Source organism: Mesorhizobium sp., assembly GCF_005063415.1.
Classification (GTDB): domain Bacteria; phylum Pseudomonadota; class Alphaproteobacteria; order Rhizobiales; family Rhizobiaceae; genus Mesorhizobium.
The window spans coordinates 1-11519 of the sequence record NZ_SUEG01000093.1 but is presented as its reverse complement, the minus strand read 5'-3'; the positions used below and the strand labels follow the sequence as shown (position 1 = coordinate 11519).

Here is an 11519-nt window from a genome sequence, read left to right as displayed (position 1 = left end):
GTCCTCAACGTCAAGGCGATGCCGGCGTGCACCGCCGTGCGCAGGCCGGCAAGGCTGGCACTGCCGGCAGCAATGCGGTAGCGACGGCCGGCCGCATCGAGTGCACTGGTCGCCGCTTCGCGAAACCCGCAATGGGGATCGAGCAGCGCCAAGGGCAGCTCGTCGTGGCGGGTGGCCAGCCCGTTCTGTGAGCAAAGCCAGATCATTGGTTCCTTGAGCACACCGACTTCGTCCCGTGTCGGCACCTGCCGCATGGCAATGGCCAGATCAAGGGTGGAGGCCTGCAAAGCCTGCGCCAGTTCGGCGGAACGGCCGACGCGCAGTTCGATCCTGACGCGCGGATGGCTGACAGCAAAAGCCCTGAGCAGCTGCGGCAAGCCGCTGTCGGCGAAATCCTGCGTGGTGCCGATGGCGACGCGCCCGTCGGCATGCGCCCCTTTGAGGGCCAGCCACGCCTCACGGTGCGCGGCAAGGATGCGTCGCGCGTGAACGATCAGATCCTCGCCTGCCGGCGTCAGGCCGCGCCCTCGCCCTTGCGGCACCAGCAGCGGTTCGCCGACAACATCCTCCAGCCGCTGCATCTGCGCGGTCACTGCGGACGGCGAGCGACCGACGATCGACGCGGCCCGCGCCAGGGAACCGCCATCGACGAAAGCGAGGAAAGTCTTGAGGAGGTCGGGATCGAACATCTGCATAATTCGGTATTATCAAAGTGTTTATCAAAAACAATTCGATTTTTTTGATCAAAGGACGATGGCATGATTTTCTCGACCGCGAAGATGCGCCGCTTGAAACCGAGGAGAAGAAATATGCCGATCATCAATGTCAGCGTTACCGGCAAGCCCGATGCCGCTTTGTCCGCCGCCATTGCCAAGGAGGTGACCGAACTGACGGCCACGCATCTGCGCAAGGACGCGACGATTACAGCTGTTGCCATTTCCTATCACGAACCCGAGCACTGGTTCGCCGGCGGCAAGTCGCTGGCCGAGCATGGCGCCAACACGGCTTGGCTCGACATCAAGGTCGTCGACGGCACCAACACCAAGCTCGAACTGGAGGCCTATCTGCAGGCAATTTTCGCCGCATTCGGCCGGCTGCTGGGCAAGGTGCATGAGGAAAGCTACGCCCTCGTGCATGAAGTGCCTGCGGCCGCCTACGGCTTTGGCGGCAAGACGCAGGAATTCCGCTTCATCAGCGGAAGGATGAAAGCGGCGTAGCTGCGATAGGCAGCCGAGCCAAGTGATGACAGGAGAGAAGGAAAAATGGAGCCGCATTGACGTTGATCCAACTTCGGCTAGGTTCTCACCCGAAGCGGCCAGTGAAGAGCCGCGACGTGAGATCGTTGGGAGATGCGGCGATGATCCTGACACTGGCGCTGCTTGCGGGTCTTGTCGCGGCCTGGCTGCTGATCGGCGTGGTGGAGAAGTTCCGCCTCGGCCTGCGTTTGAGCCAGGCGCTGCTCTACGTGCCGTTCAAGCTCGCCTACCGGATCAGCGACGAGCGCATCAAGATTGCCCGCAGGTCGGCGGCCCCCGTCATCTACGTCATTTGGCATCAGTCACGCATCGAGCCGGCGCTGATGCTGTCGCTGCTGCCGGAGGACACGCTGCACATCCTCGATCAGGCTTCGGCCGGATCGCCGTGGCTGGAGCCGTGGCGCGAGCTCGGCCGCACCATCGCCTTCAACGCCGAGCATGTCTTCGTCAGCCGCAGATTGGTGCGGGTGCTGAAGGGCAAGGGCCGGCTCGCCGTTTACCTGCCGGATGCAGTCGAGCCCGACGTCAAGTCGTTTCGGTTGTTTCGCGCGATCACCCGTATCGCCATGCAGGCCGACGCCCGCATCGTGCCGGTCTTTGTTGCCGGCGCACGCAGCCTGCCGGCTTCGCTGACGCCGGCGGACAAGGCGCCGCGCCATTGGTTTCCGCAGCTGTCGATCAGCGCGCTGGAGCCGATGACCATCGCCGAGCTGGTGGCGCGGAACCCAGATCAGGCCTCCAACACCAATGCGCTGTTTGACCGCTTCGCCGAGGCCAGGCTTTTCGGCAGCGATCTCGATCGCGGCCTGTTTCTCGCCATGCGCGATGCCGCCGACCGTGTTGGCGCTTCGCACCCAATTATCGAGGACGTCATTGGCGGTGCGCTGAGCTACCGGAAAATGTTCATCGGCGCCAGGGTTTTGGGCCGCCGCTTCGAGGCAATAACAGCGCCGGGCGAAGCGGTTGGGCTGCTCCTGCCCAACGCCAATGGCGTCGTGCTGTCGTTCGTCGGACTTTTGTCGGCTGCGCGGGTGGCAGCGATGATCAACTATACCGCCGGCCCGGCGAGCGTCACCGCCGCCATTCGCACGGCGGTGATCCGGACCGTGGTCTCCTCACGCGCCTTTGTCGAAAAGGCCAACCTCGTCGACATCGTCGAGGCGGTGGAAAAGGGCGGGGCGAAACTGCTGTGGCTGGAGGATGTTCGCGCAAGTGTGACCGTCCTGGACAAGGCCGCAGCCGCGTTGCTGTGGCGCCGGCCGTTGCAGCGCCAGGATGCGGCCAAGCCGGCGGTGATCCTGTTCACCTCCGGCTCGGAAGGCACGCCCAAGGCCGTGGTGCTGTCGCACCGGAACCTTCTTGCCAATGCGATGCAGGCGGAAGCCCGCATCACTATCTCGCCGGCCGACATTCTGCTCAACGTGCTACCGGTGTTCCACTCGTTCGGGTTGACCGGCGGCACCATCCTGCCGCTGGTCACCGGAGTAAAGCTGTTCCTCTACCCCTCACCGCTCCACTACAAGCTTATTCCGGAGGTGGCGCGCAAGGTCCGGCCGACGGTGATGTTCGGCACCGACACGTTCCTCGCCAACTATGCCCGCACCGCCAAGGACGGCGATTTTTCCAGCCTGCGCTTCGTCGTGGCCGGTGCCGAAGCGGTAAAGCCGGAGACGCGCCGGGTTTATCGCGAACGCTTCCAGGCCGAGATCATCGAAGGCTTTGGCTTGACCGAGGCCGCACCGGTGGTTGCCGTCAACACAGCCATCCACGGCCGCGACGGCACGGTCGGGCGGCTGCTGCCGGCCATGCGCATGAAACTCGAACCGGTCGAAGGCATCAGCGACGGCGGCCGGCTGTGGCTCGACGGGCCGAACCTGATGATGGGCTACATGACTGGCGACCGGCCTGGCGAGCTGCAGCCGCTCGAAGGCTGGCACGACACCGGCGATATCGTTTCCGTCGATCGCGAAGGCTTCATCACCATTCGCGGCCGCGCCAAGCGCTTCGCCAAGATAGCCGGCGAGATGGTATCGCTTGGTGCGGTCGAGATGCTGGTGCAGTCGCTGTGGCCGGAAGAGCATCACGCCGTGGTGGCGGTGCCGGACAAGCGGCGCGGCGAGCGCCTCGTTCTCGTCACCACCGCCGACAATGCCGATCCCGACGAATTGCGCGAATTCGGCAAAAAAGCCGGCGCGGCCGAACTGATGGTGCCGAACGACATCGTCAAGGTCGAGGAGATCCCTGTACTGGGCTCCGGCAAGACCGACTATGTCTCGACTAGAAAGCTGGCACTCGAGAGACTGGGACTGAGCGCAGCCGCCTGAGGTTTGCTGTCGAGAGCTCTAAAGCGCGTCGCGTTCGACCTACCTTGTGCGACGCGCTTTAGATTCTTGCTTTTATGCATGCCGTTATCGCAAAACCGCTGCACACTTTTGCGCGACATGCATTAGAAGACCACCACCGACAACAGCAGAATGGCGCCGACGGCCATCATCAGCAGGCCCGGCCAGTTCTGCGACAGGCCGAGAAAACGGAGCCCGCGCCGCCGCGGCTCCAAGGTTGGACCTGGTGTTGCGAGATTAGGCGTCGCGCTATCCGGCGCGGTGGACACAGCGGTCGGCTCACTGAGCCGCCCGCGCATGATGGCTGCTACCGCCATATAGACAAGGCCGGCGACAGTCAGTAACACGCCAATGAGGATGACAGCCATTTCTCCTCGTTTTCCGATGGTTCTGCCGATGCGGCAGCTTGCGCGACGCTGACGACATATCACGAGCAGCCGCTCAAACGGATCTACCGACACAAACGGTCAGGCGCCCAGCAAGTTCCGAAAACGCGGCGATGCCCTCCACAGCGCCGCGTCCGCTGCGAGCCGCTCCCTGATCTAAACTGGTGACCCTTTTCGTGCACTGCCAGGCGCAGGAGGAATTGGCACCAAATCTGTCAGCCAATGTCCGAGGACGGCACCTTCTCGCCTTCGCGCTTGGCGCGTCTCGAATAGGCGCGCACGCTGAACGGCAAGAAGAGCAGATAGCCGGCAACCGAGGCCGTCAGCGTGTACCAGGGATAGGTCATCAAAAGCAGGACGTAGAGGACGACTGCGAGGATGATCGGCAGCACCCTGTCGCCCGGTATCCTGACGCTCTTGCCGGAATAGACGGGCAGTCTGCTGACCAGCAGGAACGCCACCAATATTGTAAAGCCGGTGGCAATGAAGGCTGCCAGGCGGCTGGGTTCAAGGCCAAGCCTGAGGAAGAACAGATAGAGCGGCAGCATCACCAGCACCGCACCCGCCGGCGCCGGCACGCCAACGAAATATTCGGTCTGCCACTGCGGACGATCGAGCTCTTCGTCGAGCACGTTGAAGCGGGCAAGCCTCATCCCACAGGCGATGGTGAACAGCAGCGCCGCGATCCAGCCCGGCGAACCTGCCCTGTCGAGCAGAAAGGCATAGAGCACCAGCGCCGGTGCCACGCCGAAATTGACGATATCGGCCAGCGAATCCATCTGGGCGCCGAATTTGGAAGTCGCCTTCAGCATTCGCGCCAGACGGCCGTCGATACCATCGAGGAAGGCGGCGAGCAGCACCATCACCACCGCCGGCTCGAAGCGGCCCTCGAAGCCGAAGCGGATGCCGGACAGGCCGGCGCAGATGGCGAGCACGGTGACCAGATTGGGCAGCACCATGCGCATCGGGATTTCGCGAATGCGCGGGCCACCGCCGCCATGCGCCTCGAATTTCTTGAACGGCGGCGCCACCGGTCAGGAGACCCGCACGAGCGGCGTTGCGGCAACGCCGCCGAATTCCGCCAGCACCGTCTCACCGCCAACCGCGGTCTGGCCGACGGCGACACGCGGCGTCGCGGTCGAGGGCAGGAATACGTCGACGCGCGAGCCAAAGCGGATCAGCCCGAAGCGCTCGCCGGTGCCGATGGCGCCGCCGGGCTCGGCCCAGCAGACGATGCGCCGCGCCACCAGGCCGGCAATCTGCACCGCGGCGACTGTTCCATTGGGGCTTTCGATGACCAGCCCGTTGCGCTCGTTCTCGGTGCTTGCCTTGTCGAGTTCGGCGTTGAGGAATTTTCCTGGCCGATGCTCGATCCTGGAAATGCGGCCACGCACCGGGGAGCGGTTAACGTGGCAGGAAAAGACGTTCATGAATACCGAGATGCGGGTCATTTCGCCGCCGCCGAGGCCAAGCTCGCGCGGCGGCACGGCCGGGCCAACCGCCGAGACGATGCCGTCGGCCGGGCTGACAACCAGCCGGTCGTCGATCGGCGTGACACGCTCGGGATCGCGGAAGAAATAAGCGCACCAGGCGGTCAGGATGAAACCGATCCAGAACAGGGTCGAGGAGAAATAGCCAAGAAAAAGCGTCGCCGCGCCGAACGCGGCGATAAAGGGATAACCCTCGCGATGGATCGGAACGAACGCATTCTTGATCGTGTCAACGAGGCTCATGGGATCAGGGCAACCTTGGTTCCAAGTCCGGCCTCAATAGCGGAAACACCCCGCGGTCGCAACGCGACAATGGGAGCGGTCTCCGGCCCCAGTGCCGTAGCCGTGGAGTAGGCTTAGGCAGAATGTGCAGCAGCGGCTCAGCCCGCAGCGGCAGAGCGGGCAAAATGCTCCTCAAGCTCAGACATCCCGGCCTCCGCCAGCTTTGCGCCGTCCTTGCCGCGCAACAATGCACTTCCGTTAGGAGACGATTGGATAAAGAAAGCATTGCCGCCAGCAATCACCACCCAGTTCAAGACCGCTCCTTCATCTTTCGGCACTACCGAATTTGCGGAGACGATGGCGTCGGTCGGATCAAATCCTGCTTTGCGCAGCAAAAGGTCAATGGCGACCGGGGCGTGGTATTCCTCTGCCAGATTGACGACAGTGGTGATCTCCGATGCCTCTACACGGGCAAGCCTGGTGCCGATACGTGGTGCGTTAGCTCCAAACGGGTTCTCACCTATGCGTACGACGGGCGGATCCTCCGGCGCGATATGTTCATAGATAGCAGCGTACGCGTCCGTAACGACACACAGCCTAGGCTCCTTCGCGCTGGTGCGGAGTTGGTAAGTCATCTGCTGCTCGCCCTCGACATTCAGCACCCTCGCCATGCCGAACGCCAGCTTGACTTCCGGTGGCGAGAGCTTGGCGCAGGCAAGGGCGGCACCCACAGCGCGCCAGCCGATCATCTGGCGCGCCAGCTTTGCAACCGACCGATGAAGAAGCCTGCCGGCGCGCTGGGGATTGGTCATCGCCAACTGATGTATGACATCGTCGTAGTCATCATCAGCGACAATTTTCAGATCAGGCCATGAGGCGATCCAACGTGCCATCAGGCCCTGCATCGGCTCAGCCTCGTCGGCATCGTAGAAAACATCATCAAGCGTATCGAGAAAGTCCTCGCGGCCGCCCTCGAAGCCGGTCTGTCCTGCAGCTTCATCAGGATGCTCGGCGACCCAAACGGACATCTTTTCCAGAGTTGCCAACTGCCCCTTCGCGCCGATGGCGGCGAGGCCGGCACGGGCGCTGGCGATGATGGCTTGGATTTCCTGGCCTGCATTATAGATGAATTGGCTGTGACCGCCATTTTTCACCTCGGCCGAATACAAGTCCGCGTGATAGACCTGCATCGCCTTTGGGCTGATTTCCGGATGACGGTAGAGCCCTTCAGAAACCATAGTTTGTGTGAACCTCTCGACTGCAAAGACGAGATCGAAGGGCTCGTCCATTGCGACTTCCACGGCCGAGCGACGCACCACAACGAGCAGCGGCAGGCTGACTTCCGACGGACTGCAGAAGGCGGCGCCGGCTGCCCGGGCGTCTTCTTAGGCTTGCGCGAAAAAAATCCAAACATCCAAATGCTTTCGTGAATCGCACAAGCAACAGCTGGCGGATTATTGACGGCAGACGATGTCATCTGCCGAGAAAGTAGAAAGGCATTCAAGCTGATCTGATTTTGTCGACGCCTTCCAAGGCGCAGCGCGAGGAAGATACGCCAACCACCAAGAAAATCCTGAAGGACATGTCGGAACATGGCTCCGTCGCCCGTCCTTGGTAGGACAGCGCTTCGCGGCGGCTCCAAAAAGAGCAGCGAGGCACTAAATGTCGTGCAACAAGGGAGCCAGTCGTGCCACCGTCAAAACCAGCATCGAAGACAGCGCACATCGTCATGAACGGCTTGGCCTTCGGCGAGTCGCCGCGCTGGCACGATGGCCGGCTGTGGTTCTGCAACTGGGGCACAGGCCAGATCATCGCCGTTGACGCTCTGGGCAACAGCGAGATCGTGCTCACCGTGCCGGCCACCCTGCCCTATTCCATCGACTGGCTTCTGGACGGGCGGCTGCTTGTCGTCTCCGGCCGCGAAGGGCTGGTCCTTAGGCAGGAGGCAGACGGAACATTGGTCACCCATGCCGATCTGAGACAATTATCAAAGGGCCCGTGGAACGAGATCGTCGTCGATGGACGCGGCAACATCTATGTCAATGGCGGTGGGCCTGCTCCGGCTCCCGGCCAGCATTTCGGCCCCGGCACCATCGTGCTGGTTGCACCTGACGGCTCGGTTCAGCTGGTGGCTGAGAACCTCGCCTTCGCCAATGGCATGGTAGTGACGCCTGACAACAAGACACTGATCGTTGCCGAGTCCCACGCCAACCGGCTGACCGCCTTCGACATCGCTGCCGATGGTGGCCTTTCCAACCGGAGGGTCTGGGCCAATCTCGGAAACGGTTTTCCCGACGGCATCTGCCTCGATGCCGAAGGTGCGGCGTGGTACGCCGATGTTCCGAACCGGCATTGCGTGCGGGTGCGCGAGGGCAGCGCGATGCGCGAAAGCGTCGACGTCGATCGCGGCTGCTTTGCCTGCATGCTCGGCGGCAGCGAGGGAAAAACGCTGTTCATCGTGGCCGCCGAATGGCGCGGCTTCGAACATATGATCAGCGATGCCCGTACCGGTCAGGTGCTCAGCATCGAGGCTACCGCGCCGGGCGCGGGCTGGCCGTAGAAGAGCTTACACCCCGGGAATCCGCTGATAGTTGGCGATATCGGCCTTGACGCCAAGTCGCGCAATGGTCTCCTGAGGATTGAAGCCGATGCGCTCATGCGCAGCCTTGATGATCGGCACGACCTTGTCGACAGCGGCCTGCCCTTCCCATTCGACAATGGTCACGAGGTTGAACTCGCCCGGCCCCGAGAATTGCTCAAGCAGGAAATCCTGGACGAACCCTTGCTGCTGGCGCAGCAATTCATGCGTCATCCGGACCTTGGCAAGAATCTCCTCGCGGGCGTTGGCCGGAACGACAAACTTGTCCACCCGGAATACGCTGCCGCCACTAACTGCCTGATTTATCCCATTCATATCGATTGTCTCCGTTTTTTGAACCACGCATGTTGCTGCGATCCAAAACGGCCTACGATCTCAACTTAAGTTGAGGTCAAGCACGAATTTTCAGCTCACCTCCGAGGTGCGGCGGCGGACGACGACGCCGAACTCATCGCTTTCGCGGGCAATGCGCAGCCGCTCCTCGGCCTCGCTTGCCTCGCGCTGGCGGTCCCACATCGATGCATAAAGGCCGCGCTTGGCCATCAAGGCGGCATGGGTGCCGCGTTCGGCGATCTGGCCGTCCTGCAGGACGATGATCTCGTCGGCCGAAATCACTGTAGACAGCCGATGGGCGATGACGAGGGTGGTGCGGCCCTGGCTGACCAGGTCGAGTGCCGCCTGGATCTCCTGCTCGGTGTGGCTGTCCAGCGCCGAGGTCGCCTCGTCGAGCATCAGGATCGGCGGTGCCTTCAAGATGGTGCGGGCAATCGCCACCCGCTGCTTCTCGCCGCCGGACAGTTTCAACCCGCGCTCGCCGACCATTGAGCGATAGCCGTCGGGCAGCCGCTCGATGAACGGTCCGATCTGGGCCAGTTCTGCCGCCTTGCGCACATCCTCCTCGCTGGCGCCGATGCGGCCGTAGCGGATGTTGTAGGCGATGGTGTCGTTAAACAGCACCGTGTCCTGCGGCACCATGCCGATGGCGGCGCGCAAGCTCTCCTGCTTGACGTCGCGAATGTCCTGGCCGTCGATCAGAATCTTGCCGCGCTGAATGTCGTAGAAACGAAACAAAAGCCGCGAAATGGTCGACTTTCCGGCTCCGGAGGGGCCGACGATGGCCACCGTCTTGCCGGCCGGCACCTCGAAGCTGATGCCCTTCAGAATCTTGCGGTTGGGGTCGTAGGAAAAATGCACGTCACGGAACTCGACCTTGCCGGCTTCAACGACCAGTGGCTTGGCGCCCGGCCGATCGACGATCTCGCGCTTGACGTCGAGCAGATCGAACATGTTTTCGATATCGGTCAGGCCCTGGCGAATTTCGCGGTAGATCATGCCAATGAAATTGAGCGGCACAGAAAGTTGCATGAGCATGGCGTTGACGAAGACGAAATCGCCGACGCTCTGTGTGCCTGCCTTCACCTCGAGCGCCGACAGCACCATGACGACGGTCATGCCGATGCCGAAGATGACGCCTTGGCCGAAGTTCAGCCAGCCAAGCGAGGTCCACGTCCTGGTCGCCGCCACCTCATAGCGCGCCGTGGAACGGTCGAAGCGCTCGGCCTCCATGGCTTCGTTGTTGAAATATTTGACTGTTTCGTAGTTGAGCAGCGAATCGATCGCCTTCGTGCTGGCTTCATTGTCGCTGTCGTTCATCTCGCGGCGGATCGAAATACGCCAATCGCTCGCCCTGACGGTGAACCAGACATAGAGCCATACCGTGACCGCGATCACCAAGACGTATAGCCAGCCATAGGTGACGGCGAAGATGCCGGCGGTGAGCGCGAATTCGACGATTGTCGGCGCCGTGGCCAGCATGGTGAAGCGGACGATCGTCTCGATGCCCTTGGTGCCGCGCTCGATGACGCGCGACAGTCCGCCGGTGCGCCGTTCGAGGTGGAAGCGCAGCGACAGTTCGTGCATGTGCACGAAGGTGCGGAAGGCGAGCCGGCGCACCGCATGCTGGCCGACCCGTGCAAACAGGGCGTCGCGCAACTGGTTGAAGCCGAGCTGCACCAGCCGCACGGCATTGTAGGCGACGACCAGCATGACCGGCGCCAGCAGGAAGGCCGGCAGCGGCGGCGGCGATTTGCTATCGCCGGCCAGCGCGTCCGTCGCCCATTTGAAGAAATAGGGCCCGGCTACCAGGGTCAGCTTGGCGACAACCAGCAGTACGGTTGCCCACACCACGCGCGCCCTCAGATCGGCGCGGTCGGCCGGCCACATATACGGCCAGAGATTGCGCAACGTTCTGAAGGTCGAGCCGGAATCGGCGGAAACGGTTTTCTCGGCCATTCTTGTTTACCTTTTATATCTTAGCGGCCGGAGCAGCAGGAATCGACCAGCGCGGCTAACGATGCGGAAACATCGGCGAGCGCGGCACGGTCGAGTTCATAGCGCGAGCGCTGGCGGTCAGGCTCGAAGCGGATCAGCCCGGCCTCGACCAGTATCTTCAAATGCTGGGAAACGGTGGACTGCGCCAGGTCGAGATGCTCGACGACCTCGCGGCAGCAGCAGGAACGGTTGGCGGAAAGGTGTTTGAGAATGTCGATCCGCGCTGGATGCGAAAGGGCCGCGAGCCGGACAGCGACGGCGCGGCTATCCGGCGTACAGTTGGCCGGCGTGCAGTTGGCCGGCGCGTGTTCATCTGCTGCGCGGCGTCGGTCCGTTACGAGGGGGGATTCGGTCATCGTCCATCGGCGATAAACGATGACTGGCCCTGCTGCAAGCTATCCTGATGGGCAGAACGCTACTCGGCCTTGGCTGGCGCCGTCGTCATCTGGTCACCCATTGCCTTGAGATCGGCGGACTCGCCTTCCTTCGATTTCTGCGGCACCTTGAACACCTGCCCCGGCCAGATGCGGTTCGGATTGCTGATCTGGTCCTGGTTGGCGAGATAGATGGTCGAGTAGCGCATGCCCTGGCCATAGACCCGCCGCGAAATCCGCCACAGCGTGTCATGGCGGCGGATAATGACTGCGCCATCGGCATGTTCGAGCTTTGGAGCCACCGTCTCGGGAGTTTCGCCCGAAGGCGTTGTGGCGGCCATTTCGGCCGGGGCCTCGGTGGCAGGAGTGGGCGCAGTTGCGGGCGTTTCGGCGGCTGTTGCCGGTGTAGCCGGCGCGGCTTTGGTCGCCGGAGCATTCGGCTCGGCTGGTTTTATCTCGGCAGGCTTTGGCTCGGCGGGCGCGACGGCGGCAACCGCCTCGCCCGGCTCGCGTTCGAAC

General features: G+C 62.6%; 12 protein-coding genes. 3 read left to right on the top strand and 9 right to left on the bottom strand.

Translation table 11 applies throughout. The features are described from left to right. Positions 1 to 695, bottom strand: a 695-nt coding sequence (locus E5W70_RS21790) for a LysR substrate-binding domain-containing protein (RefSeq protein WP_292662231.1), incomplete at its 3' end; no start/stop codon positions are given. A gap of 114 nt (positions 696 to 809) precedes the next feature. On the opposite strand from E5W70_RS21790, the gene E5W70_RS21785 reads away from it, so the two are divergent. Together E5W70_RS21785 and E5W70_RS21780 are read left to right on the top strand one after the other, a co-directional pair. Continuing rightward, the gene (locus tag E5W70_RS21785; protein WP_292662206.1) at positions 810 to 1217 is read left to right on the top strand and encodes a 4-oxalocrotonate tautomerase family protein; all 408 of its coding nucleotides are present in this window, start codon (positions 810 to 812) and stop codon (positions 1215 to 1217) included. 140 nt (positions 1218 to 1357) lie between these two features. Continuing rightward, positions 1358 to 3580 carry an AMP-binding protein gene (locus E5W70_RS21780; protein WP_292662204.1) on the top strand — a complete coding sequence of 741 codons (2223 nt, stop codon included), beginning with the start codon at positions 1358 to 1360 and terminating at the stop codon, positions 3578 to 3580. Positions 3581 to 3702: 122 nt separating this feature from the next. Here E5W70_RS21780 and E5W70_RS21775 read toward each other — a convergent pair whose 3' ends face one another. From E5W70_RS21775 to E5W70_RS21760, 4 genes are all read right to left on the bottom strand, one after another. Next, a complete protein-coding gene (locus E5W70_RS21775; protein ID WP_292662201.1) occupies positions 3703 to 3966 on the bottom strand; it encodes a hypothetical protein in 264 nt (87 codons plus the stop codon). A gap of 233 nt (positions 3967 to 4199) precedes the next feature. Further along, on the bottom strand, positions 4200 to 5015 hold the full coding sequence (locus E5W70_RS21770; RefSeq protein ID WP_023719846.1) for a phosphatidylcholine/phosphatidylserine synthase: 816 nt from the start codon (positions 5013 to 5015) through the stop codon (positions 4200 to 4202). A 3-nt stretch (positions 5016 to 5018) separates the two neighbouring features. Then, a complete protein-coding gene (locus E5W70_RS21765) occupies positions 5019 to 5717 on the bottom strand; it encodes a phosphatidylserine decarboxylase (protein WP_292662197.1) in 699 nt (232 codons plus the stop codon). Between the two features lie 137 nt (positions 5718 to 5854). Then, the gene (locus E5W70_RS21760; RefSeq protein ID WP_292662195.1) at positions 5855 to 6985 is read right to left on the bottom strand and encodes a DUF4375 domain-containing protein; all 1131 of its coding nucleotides are present in this window, start codon (positions 6983 to 6985) and stop codon (positions 5855 to 5857) included. Between the two features lie 440 nt (positions 6986 to 7425). Here E5W70_RS21760 and E5W70_RS21755 point away from each other — a divergent pair, with 440 nt between their 5' ends. After that, positions 7426 to 8256 carry an SMP-30/gluconolactonase/LRE family protein gene (locus E5W70_RS21755; protein ID WP_292662228.1) on the top strand — a complete coding sequence of 277 codons (831 nt, stop codon included), beginning with the start codon at positions 7426 to 7428 and terminating at the stop codon, positions 8254 to 8256. Positions 8257 to 8262: 6 nt separating this feature from the next. Here the strand turns inward: E5W70_RS21755 and E5W70_RS21750 are convergent, their stop codons facing one another. The 4 genes from E5W70_RS21750 to E5W70_RS21735 form a co-directional block, all read right to left on the bottom strand. After that, entirely contained in the window at positions 8263 to 8610 is a 348-nt protein-coding gene (locus E5W70_RS21750; protein ID WP_292662192.1) for an antibiotic biosynthesis monooxygenase, read from the bottom strand. 90 nt (positions 8611 to 8700) lie between these two features. Beyond that, the gene (locus E5W70_RS21745; RefSeq protein WP_292662189.1) at positions 8701 to 10587 is read right to left on the bottom strand and encodes an ABC transporter ATP-binding protein/permease; all 1887 of its coding nucleotides are present in this window, start codon (positions 10585 to 10587) and stop codon (positions 8701 to 8703) included. Positions 10588 to 10607: 20 nt separating this feature from the next. Beyond that, complete coding sequence (locus E5W70_RS21740; protein ID WP_292662186.1) at positions 10608 to 10982, bottom strand: metalloregulator ArsR/SmtB family transcription factor; 375 nt, start codon at positions 10980 to 10982, stop codon at positions 10608 to 10610. Positions 10983 to 11041: 59 nt separating this feature from the next. Further along, positions 11042 to 11519, bottom strand: a 478-nt coding sequence (locus tag E5W70_RS21735; RefSeq protein WP_292662183.1) for a LysM peptidoglycan-binding domain-containing protein, incomplete at its 5' end; no start/stop codon positions are given.